This is a genomic window from Rhodococcus sp. JS3073, assembly GCF_026810085.1.
Classification (GTDB): Bacteria; Actinomycetota; Actinomycetes; order Mycobacteriales; family Mycobacteriaceae; genus Rhodococcus_F; species Rhodococcus_F wratislaviensis.
In genome coordinates this window covers 472,957-492,984 of the sequence record NZ_CP113951.1, presented here as the reverse complement: position 1 = coordinate 492,984, position 20,028 = coordinate 472,957, and the positions used below count along the sequence as shown (strand labels likewise).

Sequence of the window (20,028 nt, the reverse complement as noted above, 5' to 3'; positions counted from 1 at the left end):
CATGCCCGCATCGCACAGCACCCGGCGCGGTGCGCCCACCCGACACGGCCGTACGGCGGCCGTGTCGGGTGCCGGCCTCCTCGCGACCGTGCTCCTCGCCGGATCGCTCGTCGGATGTTCCGAGGAGGGGGAGCAGATCCCGTCGATCGGGTACGCCATCGACAACACCGTCACCACCTACAACGCCAACAGCGTCGCGGGTGCGGTGTCGGGGGCGCGTCAGGCGTTCGCGCGGGTGCTGCCCGGGTTCAACTACACGGGACCGGAAGGCGGACCGGTGGCCGACACGGACATCGGCACCGCCAACGCGATGCCCGGGGACGCTCTCACGATCCAGTACAAACTCAATCCCAACTCCGTCTACTCCGACGGCGTACCGATGTCCTGCGACGATCTGGTGCTGACGTGGGCGGCGAACAGTGGCCGCTTCCCGATGTTCGAGGCGGCGAGCACCGCCGGCTACTCGGACATCGACCGGATCGACTGCCAGACCGGCGCGAAGGATGCCGTCGTCACGTTCAAGGCTGGACGCAACTTCACCGACTGGAAGTCGCTGTTCGGCGCGACGTCGATGATGCCGGCGCACACGGTCGCCGGCGCTGCCGGTGTGCCCGACATCGTGGCCGCCGTGCAGAATTCGGACCAGGGGGCGCTGACCCGCGTTGCGGACTTCTGGAACGACGGATGGACGATGGCACCCGGCGACCTCGACCTCGCCCTGTTCCCCGCGTCCGGCCCGTACAAGGTCGAATCGTTCTCCGAGGACGAGGGTCTCGTGCTGGTGGCCAACGACCGCTGGTGGGGGAACCGCCCGGCCACGTCCCGGATCGTGGTGTGGCCCAAGTCTTCCGACGTGAGCGCGCGGATCGGTGACGGCTCGGTCGAGGTCGTCGACGTCGCCGCGGGATCGGCGCCCGATCTGGACCTCGGCGGGTTCGACGTGACGGAGGTGCCCTCGCGCAGCGTCGAGCAGTTCGTCCTGTCCACCTCGGGCTTGTTCGAGGACGCAGCCGGACGGCGGGCATTCGCGGCGTGCCTTCCCCGGGAGGAGCTCGCGTCGAAGTTCGGGATCGCCACGGAGTCGGACGAGGCCGGAGCCGCAACCGGAGGCCCGGTCGACACGCGAGTCACCGCCCCCGACAGTCTCGTTCACCAGTCGGTGGCCGACGCCGTCGGTGGACGGTACGAGACGGCGGACACGGCAGCGGCGACGGACGCACTGGCCGACACCGGCAACACGTCGGCGACCGTCCGTGTCGGATATCTCGGTCCGAACCCGCGCCGCGCCGAGATCGTGTCGGCCGTGGCGGCGGCATGTGCCCCGGCCGGCATCACCGTGCAGGACGTCGCCTCGCCCGAGTTCACGCCGACCATGTTGCGCGACGGGCAGGTGGACGTGGTCCTCGCGGGCACGGCCGCGGCCCCCGGAGCCGCGGGCACAGCGGCGGCAACGACCGCGATGTACGCCCTCCGCAGCGGAGTCCGATCGAACTTCGGGGACTACAGCAACGGCCGTGTCGATCAGATCGTCGATCAACTCGCCGTCGACAGCTCGACCGCCACCCAGCTGTCGTTGTCGACGGAGGCGGAGAACATCCTGTGGTCGGACGTGCCCACGGTGCCGCTGTTCGACCAGCCGCGGACCGTCGCGTTCGCAACAGGGCTGCAGGCGGGAGCAATCAATCCGACGCGCTCGGGCGCCGGATGGAACATGGACAGGTGGGTTCTGCGCAGGTGATCGACCATTCTCCGGCCCGTGACGCCGTCACCCGGCTCACCCGGTGGGCCGACGACTTTCCGCAACCCGGGGTGCGGTTCGCCGATCTGACGCCGGTCTTCTCCGACGCGGACGGTTTCCGTGTCGTCGTCGACGCGCTCGCCGCCTGCGCGCCGGAAGCGGACGTCATCGCCGCAGTCGACGCACGAGGGTTCCTCCTCGGCGGCGGCGTCGCCCGGGAACTGGGATCCGGGGTGGTGGCCGTGCGGAAGTCGGGCAAACTGCCGCCGCCCGTGCTGTCGCAGTCGTACACCCTCGAATACGGCACGGCGACGCTGGAGATTCCGGCCGGATCGATCGGCCTGGACGGGCGTTCCGTGCTCGTCGTCGACGACGTCCTGGCCACCGGTGGAACCCTCGACGCCACGGCGCGACTGGTGGAATCCGCAGGTGCCCGGGTGATCGGTGTCGCCGTGGTCCTGGAGATCGCCGCGCTGGGCGGGCGGGAGCGACTCGGAAAGTACCCGCTCACGTCCCTCGTCACGGTCTGAGTACTAAAGTTGTGCCTGGTGGTCGTCACGGCCACCGGGGCGCATGCCCGAGACCAACCAGGGCCGCACGGCCCGAGCCATTTCAGTGGTAGGAGGTGACGGCATGACTTCGAATCTTGATCGGTCGCAGAACACGGGATCAACCTCGTCTGCGCAATCCGATGCCGAGTCACCTGCAGCGAACCCGGCTTCCGGTAACAACCGTGGAGCACAGGGATTCGCCGTTCCGGCGTCCGCATCGCGCCGGGTACGAGCGCGACTCGCCCGGCGCATCACGGGTCAGCGGAACACGACCATCCGGCCGGTTCTCGAACCCCTCGTCAGCCTGCATCGCGAGCTCTATCCCAAGGCGGACCTGGCGCTGCTGCAGCGCGCTTACGACGTCGCGGAGGAGCGGCACGCGAGCCAGCGCCGCAAGTCGGGCGACCCGTACATCACGCATCCGCTCGCCGTCGCCAGTATCCTCGCCGAACTGGGGATGGACACGACCACGCTCGTGGCGGCCCTGCTCCACGACACCGTCGAAGACACCGGGTACTCCCTCGAGCAGCTGACCGACGAGTTCGGCGAGGAGGTCGCCCATCTCGTCGACGGCGTCACCAAACTCGACAAGGTGGTGCTCGGCAACGCCGCCGAGGGCGAGACCATCCGCAAGATGATCATCGCGATGGCCCGCGATCCCCGCGTCCTGGTGATCAAGGTGGCCGACCGGCTCCACAACATGCGGACCATGCGGTTCCTGCCGCCCGAGAAGCAGGCCCGCAAGGCCCGCGAAACCCTCGAGGTGATCGCGCCCCTGGCCCACCGGCTGGGCATGGCGACCGTGAAGTGGGAACTCGAGGACCTGTCCTTCGCGATCCTGCATCCCAAGAAGTACGACGAGATCGTGCGGCTCGTCGCCGACCGGGCGCCGTCCCGCGACACCTACCTCGCGAAGGTCCGTGCGGAGATCAACGCGACACTGACGGCGTCGCGCATCAACGCCGTCGTCGAGGGCAGGCCGAAGCACTACTGGTCGATCTACCAGAAGATGATCGTCAAGGGCCGCGACTTCGACGACATCCACGACCTGGTCGGCGTGCGGATCCTGTGCGACGAGGTCCGCGACTGCTACGCGGCCGTCGGTGTCGTCCACTCGCTGTGGCAGCCGATGGCGGGTCGGTTCAAGGACTACATCGCGCAGCCGCGCTACGGCGTCTACCAGTCGCTGCACACCACGGTGGTCGGGCCGGAGGGCAAACCCCTCGAGGTGCAGATCCGCACCCACGACATGCACCGGACCGCCGAGTTCGGTATCGCCGCGCACTGGCGGTACAAGGAGACCAAGGGCAGGCACTCCGGTGACGTCGCCGAGGTCGACGACATGGCCTGGATGCGTCAGCTCCTCGACTGGCAGCGTGAGGCGGCCGACCCGGGGGAGTTCCTCGAGTCGCTCCGCTACGACCTCGCGGTCAAGGAGATCTTCGTCTTCACACCCAAGGGCGACGTGGTGACGCTGCCCGCCGGGTCGACGCCCGTCGACTTCGCGTACGCGGTGCACACGGAGGTCGGGCACCGGTGTATCGGCGCCCGGGTCAACGGCAGGCTGGTGGCGCTCGAACGCAAGCTCGAGAACGGCGAGGTGGTGGAGGTCTTCACCTCCAAGGCCGTCAACGCCGGCCCGAGCCGCGACTGGCAGACGTTCGTCGTCTCCCCGCGCGCCAAGACGAAGATCCGGCAATGGTTCGCCAAGGAGCGCCGTGAGGAGGCGCTCGAGGCGGGCAAGGACGCCATCGCGAAGGAGGTGCGGCGGGTCGGTCTGCCGCTGCAGCGTCTGATGAACGCCGAATCGATGGCGTCCATCGCGCACGAACTGCACTACACCGACGTGTCGATGCTGTACACGGCCGTCGGTGAGAGCCACGTGTCGGCGCAGCACGTCGTCCAGCGTCTGGTGGCCCATCTGGGTGGTGTCGGCGACGTCGAGGAGGAGCTGGCCGAGCGGTCGACTCCGTCCACGATGCCGATGCGGCCGCGGAGCACCGGCGACGCGGGTGTGCTGGTTCCCGGTGCGGAGGGCACGGTCGCGAAGCTGGCCAAGTGCTGCACACCCGTTCCCGGCGACGAGATCATGGGCTTCGTGACCCGGGGCGGCGCGGTCAGCGTCCACCGCACCGACTGCACCAACGCGGGCTCCCTGCAGGAGCAGTCCGAGCGCATCATCGAGGTCAAGTGGGCGCCGTCGCCGTCGTCGGTGTTCCTGGTGGCCATCCAGATCGAGGCACTCGATCGGCACCGGCTGCTGTCGGACGTGACGAAGGCACTCGCGGACGAGAAGGTCAACATCCTGTCGGCGTCGGTGACGACGTCCGGCGACCGGGTGGCGATCAGCAAGTTCACGTTCGAGATGGGCGACCCGAAGCATCTCGGGCACGTGCTGAACGTGGTCCGCAACGTCGAGGGCGTGTACGACGTGTACCGGGTGACGTCCGCCGCGTAGCAACGACGAACGGGACGGTGGTTCGATCAGATCGAACCACCGTCCCGTTCGTGTAGCCGGGGGAGAGGGTTCAGCCGACCTTCGCGGTCTCGATCTGTACCGGGGTGTTGGGCTTGCCGCCACCCGCGGCCATGGATCCGTCGTCGCCGTCCGCCGCGATCTTCTCGACCGTCGCGAGGCCCTCCTCGGAGATCGAACCGAACACGGTGTAATTGGGCGGGAGCACCGAGTCGGCGTAGACGAGGAAGAACTGGCTGCCGTTGCTGCCGGGGGTCCCGCTGTTCGCCATCGCGACGGTGCCGCGGGGGTAGACCACCGGATTCGCGAGTGCCGGATCGTTCGGCGCGAACGCGGTCTCCGGGTACTCGGTGGCGAAGCCGTAGCCCGGTCCGCCGGTGCCCTTCCCACTGGGGTCGCCGCACTGCAGGACCTGCAGTCCCAGCTCCGTCGTCAGCCGGTGGCAGGGTGTGTCGTCGAAGTAGCCCTGCTGGGCCAGGCTCGTGAAGCTGTTGACCGTGCACGGGGCCTCGGCGCGGTCGAGGACGAGGCCGATCGGTCCGGCGCTCGTCTGGAGATCGACGGGAACCGTGCCCTCGGTGGAGACACCGGTGGTGGGCGGCGGGGTGACGTCCTTGGCGGCGGGCTGCCCTTCCGGGTACGCGCAGTCCACGGTGGCAGCCGCGGGCGGCGGGACAGCAGGCAGCGTGCCGAACTTGGACAGATCGAGCGACTGTTCCGCCGCGCTCGTGGACGCCGCCTTCGAGGTGCTGGTCGACGAGCCGCCGGAGTCGGACGAATCCGAACAGCCGGCGAGGAGGACCGCGAGGCTCACGCCTGCGACGAGGATCGAGGTGCGTTTCATCGGTCCATCCTCACACGAGACCTAGTCCATCCGGACGGACGTGATGTCGATGGGCAGGTTGGGCTTGCCGCCGCCGGCCTGCATCGATCCGTCGTCACCGGCCGCCGCCACCTTCTCGATGGTCGCCAGACCCGTCTCGTCGACCTTCCCGAACGCGGTGTACTGCGGGGGCAGCTGCGAGTCGGCGTACACGAGGAAGAACTGGCTGCCGTTGCTGTCGGGCTGACCGCTGTTGGCCATCGCGATGGTGCCGCGCGGGTACGTCACCGGCACCTGCAGGGACGGATCCGATGCCTCGTACTGGTCGGTGGGGAATTCGTTGGCGAACCCGTAACCGGGGCCGCCGGTGCCTGCGCCCGTGGGATCACCGCACTGCAGGACCTTCAGTCCCTCGGACGTGACGAGCCGGTGGCACGGCGTGTTGTCGAAGTAGTTCTGGCTTGCCAGGCTCAGGAAGTTGTTGACGGTGCATGGGGAGTCGGCGTTGTCCAGGATCAGGCCGATGTTGCCCTGCGTCGTCTGCATGCTGACGCTGACTTCCTGGAGGGTGGTGTCGATGTCGTCGGTGCGCGGTGGGTTCACCTGCTTCGCGGGTGGCTGAGTGCCGGGGGTGTACGTGCACGACACCTTCTCGGGCAGCGGTTCGGACCGGCCCGCGGGCATCACGCCGGGCGACTGCGGCGACGCCGACACCGACTCGGCCGCCGACGCTTCCGTCGTGTCGTCGTCGCCGCTGGTGAGGGCGAAGACGACGGCGCCCGCCGCCACCACGAGCACGACACCGAGCACCGAACCGGCGATCGTCAGCTGTTTACGCTTGCGTGCTCTGTCGGCGCGGCGTTCGAGCTGACGCTCGAGCTTTCGTTTGGCTGCTTCCCGGCGCTGCTCGTTGCTCGGCACTGCGGTGGTCCTCCCGTATCGGTCTGTCTGGCAGTCGGTCGATATAGCAGTTGGTCGGTGCGCACTACCCCCGGCACACGACCTCCAGAGTCTGCCATCCGAACCTGAGAACATCCTGGCGGGGCGGCGGCTTAGGCTGTAGCGACTGCAATGTCCACTCGAACAGGAGCCTCACAGGTGCTCGTCACAGGATTCCCGGCCGGGATGTTCCAGACCAACTGCTACATCCTCGCGCAGGACGATGCCCAGGAATGCGTCGTCGTCGACCCAGGACAGGACGCCGCCGAACCGCTGTTCGAATTCCTGGACCAGTCGAATCTCACGCCGACCGCGGTGCTCCTGACGCACGGTCACCTCGACCACGTCTGGAACGCCTACGACGTCTGCGAAAAGTTCGGGATCCCCGCGTACATCCATCCCGAGGACCGGTACATGCTGTCGGACCCCGGCCGCGGCATCGGCCCGACGATGAAGCCGTTCATCGAGGGCATGACGTTCGTCGAGCCCGGCGAGGTGATCGCGCTGGCCGACGGCGACGTGATCGAGCAGGCCGGGATGTCGTTCGCCGTCGACCACACCCCGGGGCACACGCAGGGGTCCGTGGTCTTCCGGACCCGGGTCGACACCGAGAACGGTCCCGTCGAGATCGCCCTCACCGGTGACACCCTGTTCCAGGGGTCGATCGGTCGCAGCGACCTGCCCGGCGGCAACCACGAACAGTTGCTGCGGTCCATTGCCGACAAGCTTCTGATCCTCGCCGACGACACGGCGGTCCTCCCCGGGCACGGCGGGTCGAGCACCGTCGGTGCCGAGCGTGGGTCGAACCCGTTTCTCGTTGGACTCTCGGGATCGAAATAAGGAAAAGTAACGACAGTGAGCAAAGCCAGCACCTTCTCCGCCCCCAAGGGCGTCCCCGATTACGTCCCGCCGCAGTCGTCCGAGTTCGTCGCGGTCCGTGACGGACTCACGCGCGCTGCGCGACTGGCCGGATACGGCCACATCGAACTTCCCATCTTCGAGGACACCGGGTTGTTCGCCCGCGGCGTCGGCGAGTCCACCGACGTCGTCAGCAAGGAGATGTACACGTTCGCCGACCGCGGTGACCGTTCGGTGACCCTGCGGCCCGAGGGCACGGCGGGCGTCATGCGCGCTGTCATCGAACACGGCCTGGACCGCGGCCAGTTGCCGGTGAAGCTGAGCTACGCCGGACCGTTCTTCCGCTACGAGCGTCCGCAGGCCGGTCGTTACCGCCAGCTGCAGCAGGTCGGGGTCGAGGCCATCGGCGTCGACGACCCCGCCCTCGATGCCGAGGTCATCGCCATCGCCGACGCCGGGTTCCGCGGCCTGGGTCTCGACGGGTTCCGGTTGGAGATCACGTCCCTCGGTGACGACACATGCCGGCCGCAGTACCGGGAGCGGTTGCAGGAGTTCCTGTTCGCCCTTCCTCTCGACGAGGAGACGCGTCGCCGGGCGGAGATCAACCCGCTGCGTGTTCTCGACGACAAGCGCAAGGAGGTGCGCGAGATGACGGCGGACGCACCGCTCATGCTCGATCACCTCTCGGACACGGCGAAGGCGCACTTCGACGAGGTGCTCGCACACCTCGACGCGCTGGGTGTGCCGTACGTGGTGAACCCGCGGATGGTCCGCGGCCTCGACTACTACACGAAGACGACGTTCGAATTCGTCCATGACGGTCTCGGCGCGCAGTCGGGTATCGGCGGCGGCGGACGGTACGACGGTCTGATGGCGCAGCTCGGCGGGCAGCCGTTGTCCGGCATCGGTTTCGGGCTGGGCGTCGACCGGACCGTCCTGGCGCTCGCTGCCGAGGGCAAGACCGCGGGCTCGACCGCCCGCTGTGAGGTCTTCGGTGTTCCGTTGGGCGAGGAGGCGAAGGCGAAGCTGGTGGTGATCGCTCAGCAACTGCGCGCCCAGGGGATTCGAGTCGATCTCGCCTACGGCAACCGCGGGGTGAAGGGCGCGATGAAGGCCGCCGATCGATCCGGCGCCGCGCTGGCGCTCGTGCTCGGCGACCGCGACATCGCCGACGGGACGGTGGGAATCAAGAATCTCGCCACCGGAGATCAGGAATCGGTCTCCTCGGCGGATGTCGTCGCACGCGTCGGAGCCATCCTTGGCGCGTGACGACACCGCGCCGGTGTCACTCGACCTCGTTCCGATCGAGTTGATCGCACCGCGGCTCAAGCGGGTCGCGGCGATCGCCGTGCTGATCGGTGTGGTGGTCGGCGTCATCGTCGGGTTCTTCGGGCCCGTGTGGGTCGGGGTGACGGTGGGGGCCGTGATCGCGGTCCCCACCGCCGCGTCCGCTCTCCTCACGTTGCGGCGTCGCGTCACATTGCAGACCGGGCGAATCCGGTCGACGGGGGGACTGCGTAGCCGGCACGTCGACGTCACGAGGGCGGTCGCGGCGGAGCTGGTGGTCCGTTCGGCTCGGGTGAGCGAGGTGAGCGTCCGGATCACGGATCCCGACGGGAGCCTGGCGATTCCACTCGCCCTGTACACGACCGACGGGGGTCGTGAACTCGAGATCCTCGGGCTCCGCAGGCTGGCCGACGCGCTGACGACGAGCGAGTTGGTTCCGGCAGCCGCGATCGCGTCGGTGCTCATCGAGCAGCTCCGTGCGGAAGCGCGCGGCGCGGCCCTTCCCGAACGCCCCCTGTTCCGGGCCGTGGAACTGGTGCGTTCGGAAGGCCGCGTGCCCACCACCACCCTCACCGATCACGAGGTGGCAGCGCTACTCGACTGAGCGATCAGCTCGGGTCGCCGAACGCAGCCTCGTCGAGGTCCTCGCCGCCGATCACGGCGGGCGCGACCATCGGAAGGTCGCCGACGAACGCGTTGTTCTCTCCGGCGTTGACGAGGTAGCTCGGTGAGGACCGGCCGCTCAGCTGTTCGTCGCCCCCGCGCCCGGCGCCCGCCATCCCGGCGCCGCCCATCGCGCCCATCCCGCCCATGGCTCCGCCGGGTGCGAGGGGTGACGAGGCGGTGGCCGGAGTGGCGCCGGGTGTCGGAGTGGTCCCCGGCGGCGCCGGCGGCGCAACCGGTCCCGTGACCGTTCCACGGGGCACGGAACCGCTACCCGCGGATACGCTTCCGCCGCCGTACATGCCGATGCCCGCGCCGCCGGCCATACCCACTGCACCGGGAACGCCGCCCGCTGCCCCGTGTGCCGGGGTGACGGCTGATTTCGCCGACAGGGCGTCGGCGGGCAGGTCGGACGAGGAGACGCTCGCCGCCTGGGTGCCCGCCGACACGAGGTCGCCGACACTGTCGGTGACGGTGGAGATCATCGGTGCGCCCACGCCCTCGATGACGGTGGACGCGATGGCGAACGGTGACGTCGGTGCGGCCCCCGCCGCAGCTCCGGGCGCCGGGGGCGGCGGTACCGGGACCGGCGCGGCCAGACCGTTCATCGTGAGGGTCTGCTCGTTGAGTTCGGTGCGCGTCTGCGTCACGACCCCGATGGCCGCCTTCAGGTGCTCGGCCGCGGACGCGAGAAGCATCGCCTGCCCGGGCGGCGTCATCACCATCGGCGCGGCGGCGACCGCAGTGGCCGCGAACGACTCCGAAATCGTCATGAGGTTCGCGTTGCCCCGCGCCACGGACGCGGCGGCGGTCTGCGTGGTAGCCGAGATCTCCGTGCCGCGTTCGCTCAGTTCCGTGCCGCTCGACTGAGCCTGCAGGCCCTGCGCCTGCGCCGCCTGCGCTGCCTGGCTCTGCCAGATCTGGTCGAGCACCTTCAGCCCCGACAGGCTCATCGACATCGCCTGGTCGATCATGCCCGAGGACATGTCGAGCAGCGACGTCGGATCGACCGAGCCGAACGTGCCGGTGCCGAAACTCCCGGCGAGATCGGTGAGCGGCTTGAACAACTCGTCCACCCCCGGCAGTCCGGGCAGCCCGTGCCCCTGCAGCAGCGCCTCCACCGGGTTCGGCGGTAGTGGCGGCAGCGGCGGAAGGGCCGGTAGTGGCGGCAGGTCACCGAGCGGCGCATCGAGGAACGGACCGAGCGGTGAGTTCTGCAGGGCCTCGAGCGGAGTGCTCGGCAGTGGTGTGGCGAGGGCGTCGCCGACGGGCGTTCCCTGGATCAGGTCGAGGATCGATCCGCGCTCCGCAGGACTTCCGGCGGTTTCGGGAGACGTCATGCGAGGCCTCCGATTCCGTCACCGGCCGCACCGAGCGCAGCGCCGTTGGCGCCGTCGACGGAGTCGTAGGAATCGGCGGTGGCATGGGCCGCGATCGCGGTCTGCGCGTAGTGAGACGCGAGTTCGGCGACCGACCTGGCGTGATTTGCCTGTGCGGCGGCGAAGGACGCGAGGAAGTCGGCGCCGATGGGACCGAACACGGGCGCGAGTGCCGCGAGATTCGCGCCGAGGTCGAGTGCGGCGGCGCCGCTGATCTGTTCGGCGGCCTGCGCAGCGGTGGCGCCGTAATTCCTGATGCCGTCCGTGACGACGAAGACATCGCTCAAGATAACCCCCCAGTGATTAAGCGTTCGCCAGACTTTATCTCACGGGAACGACGTGCACGGCTAGAGGCGAAGGGGTGTTCCGCCCGCCGTCTCGGCGAGCAGTGCCCGCGACTTCACCCGGATTTCGTCCATCGGTTTCGTCCACCCGAGGGCTCGGAGGCAGGCGTCGGCGAGGAGTTCGGCGGCGCCCTCGTTCTCGGGCCCGGGAAGCAGCCCGCGCTCGATGTCGGCACGGGTTGCGATGGCGCTCTCGACTATTCGGAACGGCAGGTCGGTCAGGGCGGGGGAGGTGTCGCCGGAATGTTCGGTGATCTCCGTGAGGGCCCGGTCCGCCAGCTGCCGGTAGTGCCGGCGCAGCAGGGTTCGCTGGGCGCGGAACGGCTCGAATCGCTCGGTCAGCAGTTCCGGAAGAAGATACAGCGCACCGAGATTCCATTTGGTTGCGGTGAGTTGCGTGACGTCGTAGGTGGCCAGCGCGTGCAGGCGCACCGTGGCGGGCGCGGCGGCGTCGGCGAGCCACCCCGCGGCGGCGAGCGCGGGGGACACCGTCTCCTCGAGGAGTGCCACCAGGATCTCCTCCTTGTTGGGGAAGTGATGGTAGAGCGATGCCTGCCGGATGCCGACCATCTCGGCGATCTGCCGGGTCGAGGTGGCTGCGAAACCCTTGGTGGTGAACAACTCTCCGGCGGCGTCGAGTATCTCCTCGGGAGTGGTCTGCCCTGGTCTGCGCTGACTGGTCAGTCGGGGTCGTCCCGGCCCTGTGGTCACCGCTCCATGATGTCAGGTCGCTCCCGGGATCGACGGTTCCCACCCGTCGTGAGGGTTTCGTCATGCTCCCGAAACGTAGGCAACGATGCTGTTACGGCCGGGCGCGATCTGGATACGCGGGCGTCACCCATCGAGGCCTTTCCGCGAGAAAACTATCGAGCGACAGATATTGCTCTCGCCGAAGGAGTAAGCCCTTGAGTACACCCACAAGGACTGCGCAAGTGCTGACCGCGCCGGCCGCACCTCCCCGCGCGTCCGGCGGAACCGGCGTCGACGACACGGGCGACCTCGGCGAATTCGGCTACGAGCAGCAACTTCACCGTTCCCTGGGTAAGTTCGCGTCGTTCGCCGCCGGCTTCTCGTTCGTCTCCATCCTCACCACCATCTTCCAGCTCTTCGGGCTCGGATTCGGATTCGCCGGACCCGCCTTCTTCTGGACGTGGCCGGTGGTGTTCGCCGGCCAGTTCATGGTGGCGCTCAACTTCGCCGAACTGGCCGCCCGTTACCCCATCTCGGGGGCGATCTACCAATGGTCACGCCGGATGGGCGGTGAGGTGGTGGGCTGGTTCGCCGGATGGTTCATGATCCTCGCGCAGATGGTGACGGCCTCCGCCGCGGCCATCGCCCTGCAGGTCGTGCTCCCCAACGTGTGGAGCGGATTCCAGATCATCGGTGACGACAGCACGTTGACGTCCGCGAGTGGCGCCGCCAACGCAGTGCTGTTGGGCTCCGTCCTCCTCGTGCTGACCACGTTCATCAACTGCATCGGCGTCAACTGGATGTCCAGGATCAACAACATCGGTGTGACCTGCGAGATCGTCGGGGTCATCGCGGTCATCGGGATGTTCCTCACCCACACCCAGCGCGGACCGGACGTCGTGTTCGACACGGGCACGGCCGGTGCGTCACCCGGGTACGGGTGGGCGTGGATCGTGTCGGGTCTGATGGCGGCCTACGTGATGGTCGGATTCGGCTCCGCGGGCGAACTCGCCGAGGAGACGCGGAACCCGCGCCGGGTGGCGCCGCGCACGATCCGCCTCGCGCTGTCCGTGTCGGCGCTCGGCGGTGGGCTGATGATCATCGGCGCGCTGATGGCCGCGCCCAGCCTGACCGACGGGCGTCTCGCCGCCGAGGGCCTGCCGTACGTGCTCTCGTCGATCCTCAGCTCGCCCTGGGGCACCCTCCTCCTCGTCGACGTCGCGATCGCCGTGTTCGTCTGCACGCTCGCCATTCAGACGGCGGCGTCCAGGCTGGTGTTCTCGATGGCCCGCGACGGACGGCTGCCCGCCTCGCAGATTCTGTCGACCGTGAACACCCGCACCGGAACGCCCATCGCGCCGTCCGTCCTGATCGGCCTGGTCTGCATCGGCATCCTCGCGGTCAACGTCGGGAACTCCGCGATCTTCGCGACCCTGTCGAGCGTGTGCATCATCCTGATCTACCTCGCCTACCTGATGGTCACCGTGCCGCTCCTGCTGCGCCGGCTGAAGGGCTGGCCGCACGGTGGACCGCAGGTCGACGCGGACGGCCGGAAGCTGTTCTCGCTCGGACGGATCGGGCTCCCCGTCAACATCCTGGCGGTCGGCTACGGCGCGCTGATGGTCGTCAACCTGTCCTGGCCGCGCGCTGAGATCTTCGACCCCAGCGGCGACTACCCCCTCCTGCGGTGGGCCGCCCCCGTCACCGTCGCCGCCGTGGTCGCGCTCGGAGTCGCGTGCTTCCCGCGCGGCCGCACGACCCCCAACCCCGTCACGATCGGAGCCTGACATGACCTCAGTGGACACCTCGACCACCAGTGCCGCGAAGGAACACGCGCGTGCCCAGTCGGGAGTGGTCACCGACTCGATGCCGGTGGTCCCGGCGTCGTCCTGGCCCACTCCACCGTCCGACGTCGATCCGGCGCAGCTCACATGGGCGGAGACGGTGCCCGGTGGCCGGTACACCACGAAGGTGCTGGGCCGTGGCACACGACTGCGACTGCGTGACCTCGACGGCCGGGCATGTGCCCACCTGCTGCTGTACCGGGCGGACGCGCCGTGGGAGCGGCTCAACGTCGCCGACACCGTGAAGGTGCCGTGGCAGGCGTACCTGGGGGAGGGGCATCCGCTGCTCTCCGACCAGGGGCGCGTGCTCGCGACGCTCGTTTCGGACGGGTCCGGGCGACACGACGCCCTGTGCGGCACCACGTCGCTCGCCTCGAACACCGCGAAATACGGTGACGGCAGCCTGCATTCGGCGTCCCCGGCCGGGCGTGAACTCTTCACCGTGGCGGCGGCGAAGCACGGACTCGAGCGGCGCGACCTCCCGCCGTCGCTGTCGTTCTTCCACGGGGTGCGGGTGGGGGAGGACGGGTCGCTCGGCAGCATCGGATCCGCCGGCGCGGACACCGCGGTCGACCTCGTGATCCACCTCCCGGTGATCGTCCTGATCGCCAACACGGCGCACCCGCTCGATCCTTCGCCGACGTACGACACGACCGCGCTCGAAGTGCTCGCCTGGACCGGCGCCGATGTGGCCGAACCCGTCGACGCCGACCCGGAGTACCGCCGGGCCTTTCTCAACACCGAAGACGTCTGGGCTGCCACGCAGTTCCAGGGACGGGAGCAGGCATGACCACCACCATCGAGACCGCACCGCTGGTACCGGGAACGGTGATCCTGGACGAGGAAGTCGGCGCCCGCGGCCCCTGGTCTGCCGTCGTCGAGGCCGGTGACGTCCTGACCGTCGTCGATCTGTGCGGCAACCAGGCCGTGGACACCCTGATCTACGCGGCCGACGATCACCGGGCACGCTACTCGGCCGCCGCGACGGTGGCGGCGCAACGAAATCTGTTCCTGACCACGGGAAGTGTCCTCCGCACCGACGATCACGACGCGCTGATGACGCTCGTCGCGGACGAGGTCGGCTCCCACGACACAGTGGGCGGTGCCTGCTCGCAGGAGTCGAACACTCTGCGGTACGGCCACCACACCAAGCACCAGCACGCCTGCGTCGAGAACTTCCTCGCGGAAGGGTCCCGCTGGGGGATCGGCAAGCGCGACCTGGTGTCGAACATCAACTTCTTCATGAACGTTCCCGTCGACGCCGACGGCACGCTCGGAATCGTCGACGGCCTGTCCGCACCCGGCCGCCGCCTCGCACTCCGCGCGGAGCGCGACGTTCTGGTACTGGTGTCCAATTGCCCGCAGATCAACAACCCCTGCAACGGTTTCGACCCGACCCCGGTGCGGATGATCGTGACCCGGCCGACGGGAGTGCAGGCATGAGCGCCAAGATCACCGTGCACCGTCCCGGCATGCTCACCACGGTGCAGGACTACCCCGGACGGACCGGGTACTGGCACGTCGGCGTGCCGCCGTCGGGGCCCATGGACGACCTGTCGTTCCGGCTCGGTAACACCGCACTCGGCAACGACGAGGGCGCCGCCGGAATCGAATGCGCCATGTCCGGTCCCGCACTGCAGTTCGACGAGGACACGGTGGTGTGTGTGACCGGCGCGCCCGCCCCGGTCACCGTCGACGGAGTGCTGCAGGCGCAGTGGCGGCCGGTACGGGTTCCTGCGGGCGGAGTACTGGACGTCGGCGCGGCGGCCGGACCCGGCCTCCGGATCTACGTACTCGTCCAGGGCGGGCTCGACGTCGACGACTTCCTCGGCAGCGCCTCGACGTTCACGCTCGGCAAGTTCGGCGGACATCAGGGCCGCACGCTGCGGCAGGGTGACGTTCTCGCGGTCGGCGAGCACACGGGCGCCCGCGCGGCCGCCGTTCCCGCCGAACACGTTCCGGCCCTGTGCAGTCGCTGGGAGATCGCGGTCACCGAGGGCCCGCACGGCGCACCCGAGTTCTTCACCCGCGCCGACATCGACACGCTGTACCGGACCGACTACGAGGTGCACTTCAACTCGGACCGTACCGGGGTGCGGTTGATCGGACCCAAGCCCGACTGGGCGCGCACCGACGGCGGCGAGGCGGGACTGCATCCGTCCAACATTCACGACAACGCGTATTCGGTCGGCGCCCTGGACTTCACGGGGGACACCCCGATCCTCCTGGGCCCGGACGGACCGAGCCTCGGCGGGTTCGTGTGCCCCGTCACGGTCGTCGCGGCGGAACGCTGGAAGCTCGGACAACTTGCGCCCGGCGATGCGGTGCGCTTCGTGCCGATCAAGGCCGACCGGGCCGCGTCCACGCGTGCGCTGGGTCCCGCGCGGCGGGCGGCGCATCCGACCGTCTTCTCCACCACCGGTGACCGCGACGACGGCGTGATCGCCCGGCGCGACGGCGAGACCGCCGTGACGTACCGGCGGTCCGGTGACGACAACGTCCTGGTCGAATACGGCGACATGACCCTCGACCTCGCACTGCGGGCCCGCGCCCACGCGCTGCACCAGCGTCTCGAGGTCGAGAAGCCGGCCGGGCTGCTCGACCTGACACCGGGCATCCGATCGCTGCAGGTCCGCGTCGACCCCGACGTGCTGCCGATCCCGAAGCTCATGGGGCTGCTCGGCGAGGCGGAGGACGCGCTGCCCGCGGCGAACGAACTCGTGGTACCGAGCCGATCGGTGCGGATGCCGCTGTCGTGGGACGATCCCTCGACGCGTGAGGCGATCCAGCGCTACATGCACGGCGTCCGTTCCGACGCACCGTGGTGCCCGTGGAACATCGAGTTCATCCGCCGCATGAACGGACTCGGCAGCGTCGACGACGTCTTCGACACCGTCTTCGGAGCGGAGTACATGGTGCTCGGCCTCGGTGACGTCTACCTCGGCGCACCCGTCGCGACACCACTCGACCCGCGGCATCGGCTGGTGACCACGAAATACAACCCGGCCCGCACGTGGACGCCGGAGAACGCGGTCGGGATCGGCGGGGCGTACCTGTGCATCTACGGAATGGAGGGTCCGGGCGGCTACCAGTTCGTCGGACGAACCACCCAGGTGTGGAACCATCGGCATCCCGAGAAGTCGGGACCGTTCGAGGACGGCACCCCCTGGCTGCTGCGCTTCTTCGACCGGATCTCCTGGTACCCCGTCGAACCGGACGAGCTGATGGACCTGCGATCCGACGTCGCGGCCGGTCGCGGCGGCGGTATCGAGATCACCGAGGGCACGTTCTCGCTCGCCGAGCACCAGCAGTTTCTCACTGCCAATGCCGAATCGATCGGTGACTTCCGAGCCGAACAGGCTGTCGCGTTCGCCGCCGAGCGGCAACGATGGTCTGCGGCAGGGGAGTTCGCGACGGTGGGCTGATCCGCGTTACGCGAGCATGTCGGTGAAGCTGTCCGGCCTGGGTGCGTCCGCGCGTTCCCTGGGCACGTAGTGCAATTCGACCACCCCGTTGCCGTACGACTCGGTGCCCACCAGTCGGAGGCCATGCTGGTCGGTTATCGCCGAGAACCAGGCAACACCGGGGGACACGACCGGATAGACGAAGAAATACAACTCGTCCACCAGCCCCAGTGCGAGGACCGATCGCGCGAGGGACGATCCGCCGGACAGGTGAATGTCCTTGCCCGGCTGTCTCTTCAGATCCTCGAGGTACGCTGCGAGCTCGCCGTCGGTGGCCGCGACGACCTGTTCGGTGTTGGTCCATTCGGTCACCGGGTCGTCGCCGGAGCGGGAGAACACCAGCTTCCGGTAGGTGTTCATCCGTTCGGCCATGACCTGATTGGTTTCGGTTCCGGCGTGCTCGGACAGCGCGCGAGGCCAGTAGGCGGCCATCTCCTCGTAGGTGGTGCGCCCGACCAGCACCGTGTCGTAGCTCGAATAGATTCGATCGATCTCGCGGTACTGGTCGTCGACGACGTCGTGGACCCACGCTGCGGGGTCGTCGAGGCGGCCGTTGAGTGTCGTCATCATCTGCAGGACGATCTTGCGCATGTCCGGTCTCCTCCGTTATGCCTGTCGCTCAGCCAGTTCGGCGAGCTGCTCCGTGACGGTGCCCCAGCCGTCATAGAAGCCCATTTCTTCGTGGGTGTTGCGGTCGGCGTTGTCCTTGTGCATCACGTGGGCGACGTACTCCGTGCCCGTCGGATGGTCGTTCAACGTGATGATCGCGGTCATGAACGGCTGCTCGGCGGGTCGCCAGCCACCGACCAGCGAGTTGGTGAACACGATGCGCTCGAGTTCGTCGACGGCGAGGAAGCAGCCACTGATGTGTGGCACGAATTCGCCACCGCCCTCGCTGATCTGGGTGGTGAACGCCCCACCCGGGCGTAGCTCCATGTCGACGACCCGGCACCGGGACGGCGCGGGGACCCACCATTGCTCGAAGCTGGCGGGGTCGGTCCAGGCGCGCCACACGACCGGACGGGGTGCCCGGATGATGCGCGAAATCGTGAGGTCGAGATCGGGTCTCGCAGTGTCGGTCATTGCGGTGTGTCCTTTGCGTGTGTCGTGACCGTGTGTTCGGTGACGAATTGTTCGAGTCTGTCGGTGCGGCTCTCCCACAGTTCCTGTTGCTCCGCGAGCCACGACTCGACGGCCGTGAAGGGCGCCTTCTCGATCGCGCACGTCCGTACGCGGCCCTCCTTGTGTGTCCGGATCCATCCGCTGTCCTCGAGGAAGTGGATGTGCTTCATGAAGGAGGGCAGGGCCATGTCGAACGGTTTCGCCAGTTCGCTGACCGTCGCCGGACCCCGGCTCAGACGGCCCAGCACGGCCCGCCGCGTGGGGTCGGCGAGCGCTTGGAAGATGCCGTTCAGCCGCTCCGGATACTGAGCCATAAGGAAAAGTATCCACTGCACCAATGGTTAGCGCAAGGGCTAAGTGTGGCCCTGGCGGGTGGTGTCAGGCGAGCTTGCCGTGACCGGGGGTGAGCGGGACGTCCAGGGCGTCGTAGAGCCCCGGCGCGGCCGTCCGCAGCCACGGGATCGCGTTGACCAGGCGCCCCACCGCGGTGGCATTGCCGCCGGCCGCTCGGTTGCCGCCCTCGTCGGTGGCCTCCACGTTCACCTCGATGCGCGGCCTGCCTTCGATGATCACCTTGTGCGCGCCGTCCCCGCCGTCCGGCGGCACAGGCCAGTCCGGGGCGCACGACGGGTGGATCCGCGTGACGTGCTCGATGACGATCAGGGGCTCGCCGCCCACGATGCCCTGGACTTCGAAACGCAGCGCCCCCTGGGTACCGGCCTCGAACTCGCCCATCAGTTCGGTGGTGATCGTCTCGTCCAGCGGCCGGCGCAGCAGCGTCTCACGGATCCCGTCGAGCTCCACCCCGAGGGCGCGGGCGATGAGCCGAACCTGGCCACCCCACACCATCGTCGGCACCGTCGCCGCCACCATCGGCGGTTCGTAGTCCATCGGCTGGCCCATGCCGACGAGGTACCGCACGGAATCGTGCTGGTCGTACGTGGTGTAGTCGAAGATCTCCTGGCAACGGATCTGATCGATCGTGCCGGCCAGACCCGTCATCAGGATCGGCAGGATGTCGTTCCCCCATCCCGGATCGACGCCCGACACGAACAGGGCGCCGCCGCCGGACTTCGCGGCCGCCTCGATCGGGTCGCGCAACTCGGCCGGCGCGTTGCGCTGGTCGTAGAGCGCGTAGATCGACGGAGTCACGACGACGGCCCCCGCGGAGAGCGCGCGGATGATGTCCGCTGCCGCATCGTCCGGGCGAATCTCCCCCGACGCGGCGTAGACGACAGCGTCGGGGGACGTCGCGAGCACGGCATCGGCGTCGTCGGTTGCTGTCACTCCCAGTGCGTGGCCCGAGCGGGCGAGGTCGCCGGCATCGCGTCCGACCTTCTCCGGGTTCGCCACGACCACCGCCGTCAGCTCTAGGGCGGGGTGTGCATCGATTGCGCGGATCGCGGCCCGCCCCACATTCCCGGTGCCCCACACCACGGTCCGGATCTTCCCCTGGTCAGCCATGGAATCGGACCCTACCGAGTGTGGAGGTGGACAGTGGCTGAATCGGGCAACATCGTGGTACTCGGGCCACGCCGGCGGAGTGGCCCGCCCGTGCGAGGGTGCTTCGCACGGGCGGGCCATCCCCCGACTCGCACCGGTCGGCGATGCGTCCTCGGGGTGCAGCACTGATCCCTCATAAGGGGGCGCATGTTGCCTGTCTGCGCGGGGTGTGCTGCCTGCGTGTCTGCGAGTGAAGTTGTGGGTCGGAAGCTGTGTCCGGCGGCCTCCTTGCTGTGGTTCGGCGTATCGGGTGGTCACAATTGTGGGTTGACCTGCGAGCTTTCACACCGGTCGTTCGGCGTATGTGGGTACCTGTCTTTTCGGGGTGCGTGTGCACAACCACCGCT

At 68.6% G+C, this 20,028-nt stretch carries 19 protein-coding genes; 10 read left to right on the top strand and 9 right to left on the bottom strand.

The genetic code is table 11. The features are described 5' to 3' along the window. Window position 1: 1 nt before the first annotated feature. From OYT95_RS02315 to OYT95_RS02305, 3 genes are all read left to right on the top strand, one after another. Window positions 2-1,738 carry an ABC transporter substrate-binding protein gene (locus tag OYT95_RS02315; protein WP_268790791.1) on the top strand — a complete coding sequence of 579 codons (1,737 nt, stop codon included), beginning with the start codon at window positions 2-4 and terminating at the stop codon, window positions 1,736-1,738. Next, the gene (locus OYT95_RS02310) at window positions 1,735-2,268 is read left to right on the top strand and encodes an adenine phosphoribosyltransferase (RefSeq protein ID WP_105419926.1); all 534 of its coding nucleotides are present in this window, start codon (window positions 1,735-1,737) and stop codon (window positions 2,266-2,268) included. The genes OYT95_RS02315 and OYT95_RS02310 overlap by 4 nt, the downstream gene beginning before the upstream one ends. Before the next feature lie 103 nt (window positions 2,269-2,371). Next, a complete protein-coding gene (locus tag OYT95_RS02305; protein ID WP_005241006.1) occupies window positions 2,372-4,747 on the top strand; it encodes a RelA/SpoT family protein in 2,376 nt (791 codons plus the stop codon). 70 nt (window positions 4,748-4,817) lie between these two features. On the opposite strand, the gene OYT95_RS02300 is transcribed toward OYT95_RS02305, so the two are convergent. Then, window positions 4,818-5,609: a peptidylprolyl isomerase gene (locus tag OYT95_RS02300; protein ID WP_128638845.1), complete on the bottom strand. Its 792-nt coding sequence runs from the start codon at window positions 5,607-5,609 to the stop codon at window positions 4,818-4,820. A gap of 21 nt (window positions 5,610-5,630) precedes the next feature. Next, a complete protein-coding gene (locus OYT95_RS02295) occupies window positions 5,631-6,509 on the bottom strand; it encodes a peptidylprolyl isomerase (RefSeq protein ID WP_037239952.1) in 879 nt (292 codons plus the stop codon). A gap of 177 nt (window positions 6,510-6,686) precedes the next feature. Between OYT95_RS02295 and OYT95_RS02290 the strand changes: the two genes are divergently transcribed. From OYT95_RS02290 to OYT95_RS02280, 3 genes are read left to right on the top strand one after another with little or no spacing between them, the layout of a single operon-like run. Then, window positions 6,687-7,367, top strand: a complete 681-nt coding sequence (locus OYT95_RS02290) for an MBL fold metallo-hydrolase (protein WP_174233832.1) — start codon at window positions 6,687-6,689, stop codon at window positions 7,365-7,367. A gap of 15 nt (window positions 7,368-7,382) precedes the next feature. Next, window positions 7,383-8,654 (top strand): histidine--tRNA ligase, encoded by a 1,272-nt coding sequence (gene hisS, locus OYT95_RS02285; protein WP_005260893.1) that lies wholly within the window; start codon window positions 7,383-7,385, stop codon window positions 8,652-8,654. Beyond that, window positions 8,617-9,276 (top strand): hypothetical protein, encoded by a 660-nt coding sequence (locus OYT95_RS02280; protein WP_052033580.1) that lies wholly within the window; start codon window positions 8,617-8,619, stop codon window positions 9,274-9,276. Before hisS ends, OYT95_RS02280 begins: the two co-directional genes overlap by 38 nt. Before the next feature lie 4 nt (window positions 9,277-9,280). On the opposite strand, the gene OYT95_RS02275 is transcribed toward OYT95_RS02280, so the two are convergent. From OYT95_RS02275 to OYT95_RS02265, 3 genes are read right to left on the bottom strand one after another with little or no spacing between them, the layout of a single operon-like run. Further along, window positions 9,281-10,675: a hypothetical protein gene (locus OYT95_RS02275; protein WP_268790790.1), complete on the bottom strand. Its 1,395-nt coding sequence runs from the start codon at window positions 10,673-10,675 to the stop codon at window positions 9,281-9,283. Then, complete coding sequence (locus OYT95_RS02270) at window positions 10,672-11,001, bottom strand: type VII secretion target (RefSeq protein ID WP_037239961.1); 330 nt, start codon at window positions 10,999-11,001, stop codon at window positions 10,672-10,674. The genes OYT95_RS02275 and OYT95_RS02270 overlap by 4 nt, the downstream gene beginning before the upstream one ends. Window positions 11,002-11,061: 60 nt before the next feature. Then, window positions 11,062-11,769: a TetR/AcrR family transcriptional regulator gene (locus tag OYT95_RS02265; RefSeq protein WP_037239964.1), complete on the bottom strand. Its 708-nt coding sequence runs from the start codon at window positions 11,767-11,769 to the stop codon at window positions 11,062-11,064. Between the two features lie 221 nt (window positions 11,770-11,990). Between OYT95_RS02265 and OYT95_RS02260 the strand changes: the two genes are divergently transcribed. The 4 genes from OYT95_RS02260 to OYT95_RS02245 are packed head-to-tail and all read left to right on the top strand — an operon-like array spanning window position 11,991 to window position 17,017. Next, window positions 11,991-13,535 carry an amino acid permease gene (locus OYT95_RS02260; protein ID WP_268792333.1) on the top strand — a complete coding sequence of 515 codons (1,545 nt, stop codon included), beginning with the start codon at window positions 11,991-11,993 and terminating at the stop codon, window positions 13,533-13,535. A 1-nt stretch (window position 13,536) separates the two neighbouring features. Continuing rightward, the gene (locus tag OYT95_RS02255) at window positions 13,537-14,382 is read left to right on the top strand and encodes an urea amidolyase associated protein UAAP1 (RefSeq protein ID WP_268790789.1); all 846 of its coding nucleotides are present in this window, start codon (window positions 13,537-13,539) and stop codon (window positions 14,380-14,382) included. Beyond that, window positions 14,379-15,035 (top strand): urea amidolyase associated protein UAAP2, encoded by a 657-nt coding sequence (locus OYT95_RS02250; RefSeq protein WP_112300682.1) that lies wholly within the window; start codon window positions 14,379-14,381, stop codon window positions 15,033-15,035. Before OYT95_RS02255 ends, OYT95_RS02250 begins: the two co-directional genes overlap by 4 nt. Continuing rightward, window positions 15,032-17,017 (top strand): 5-oxoprolinase/urea amidolyase family protein, encoded by a 1,986-nt coding sequence (locus OYT95_RS02245; protein WP_268790788.1) that lies wholly within the window; start codon window positions 15,032-15,034, stop codon window positions 17,015-17,017. Before OYT95_RS02250 ends, OYT95_RS02245 begins: the two co-directional genes overlap by 4 nt. A gap of 6 nt (window positions 17,018-17,023) precedes the next feature. Here OYT95_RS02245 and OYT95_RS02240 read toward each other — a convergent pair whose 3' ends face one another. The 4 genes from OYT95_RS02240 to OYT95_RS02225 form a co-directional block, all read right to left on the bottom strand. Beyond that, window positions 17,024-17,647, bottom strand: coding sequence for a dihydrofolate reductase family protein (locus OYT95_RS02240; protein ID WP_128638840.1), 624 nt, complete (start codon window positions 17,645-17,647; stop codon window positions 17,024-17,026). 15 nt (window positions 17,648-17,662) lie between these two features. Beyond that, complete coding sequence (locus tag OYT95_RS02235; protein ID WP_268790787.1) at window positions 17,663-18,139, bottom strand: SRPBCC family protein; 477 nt, start codon at window positions 18,137-18,139, stop codon at window positions 17,663-17,665. Continuing rightward, a complete protein-coding gene (locus OYT95_RS02230) occupies window positions 18,136-18,492 on the bottom strand; it encodes an ArsR/SmtB family transcription factor (protein ID WP_037239983.1) in 357 nt (118 codons plus the stop codon). Before OYT95_RS02230 ends, OYT95_RS02235 begins: the two co-directional genes overlap by 4 nt. Window positions 18,493-18,556: 64 nt before the next feature. Further along, window positions 18,557-19,642, bottom strand: a complete 1,086-nt coding sequence (locus tag OYT95_RS02225; protein WP_268790786.1) for an NAD(P)H-dependent amine dehydrogenase family protein — start codon at window positions 19,640-19,642, stop codon at window positions 18,557-18,559. Window positions 19,643-20,028 lie beyond the last annotated feature (386 nt).

What these genes read in the sequence shown, in the direction of transcription:
- OYT95_RS02315 (WP_268790791.1), top strand. Translation starts at nt 2, where the DNA reads ATGCCCGCATCGCACAGCACCCGGCGCGGTGCGCCCACCCGACACGGC.
- OYT95_RS02305 (WP_005241006.1), top strand. Translation starts at nt 2,372, where the DNA reads ATGACTTCGAATCTTGATCGGTCGCAGAACACGGGATCAACCTCGTCT.
- OYT95_RS02300 (WP_128638845.1), bottom strand. Translation starts at nt 5,609, where the DNA reads ATGAAACGCACCTCGATCCTCGTCGCAGGCGTGAGCCTCGCGGTCCTC.
- OYT95_RS02280 (WP_052033580.1), top strand. Translation starts at nt 8,617, where the DNA reads ATGTCGTCGCACGCGTCGGAGCCATCCTTGGCGCGTGACGACACCGCG.
- OYT95_RS02275 (WP_268790790.1), bottom strand. Translation starts at nt 10,675, where the DNA reads ATGACGTCTCCCGAAACCGCCGGAAGTCCTGCGGAGCGCGGATCGATC.
- OYT95_RS02255 (WP_268790789.1), top strand. Translation starts at nt 13,537, where the DNA reads ATGACCTCAGTGGACACCTCGACCACCAGTGCCGCGAAGGAACACGCG.
- OYT95_RS02250 (WP_112300682.1), top strand. Translation starts at nt 14,379, where the DNA reads ATGACCACCACCATCGAGACCGCACCGCTGGTACCGGGAACGGTGATC.
- OYT95_RS02245 (WP_268790788.1), top strand. Translation starts at nt 15,032, where the DNA reads ATGAGCGCCAAGATCACCGTGCACCGTCCCGGCATGCTCACCACGGTG.
- OYT95_RS02240 (WP_128638840.1), bottom strand. Translation starts at nt 17,647, where the DNA reads ATGCGCAAGATCGTCCTGCAGATGATGACGACACTCAACGGCCGCCTC.
- OYT95_RS02235 (WP_268790787.1), bottom strand. Translation starts at nt 18,139, where the DNA reads ATGACCGACACTGCGAGACCCGATCTCGACCTCACGATTTCGCGCATC.
- OYT95_RS02230 (WP_037239983.1), bottom strand. Translation starts at nt 18,492, where the DNA reads ATGGCTCAGTATCCGGAGCGGCTGAACGGCATCTTCCAAGCGCTCGCC.
- OYT95_RS02225 (WP_268790786.1), bottom strand. Translation starts at nt 19,642, where the DNA reads ATGGCTGACCAGGGGAAGATCCGGACCGTGGTGTGGGGCACCGGGAAT.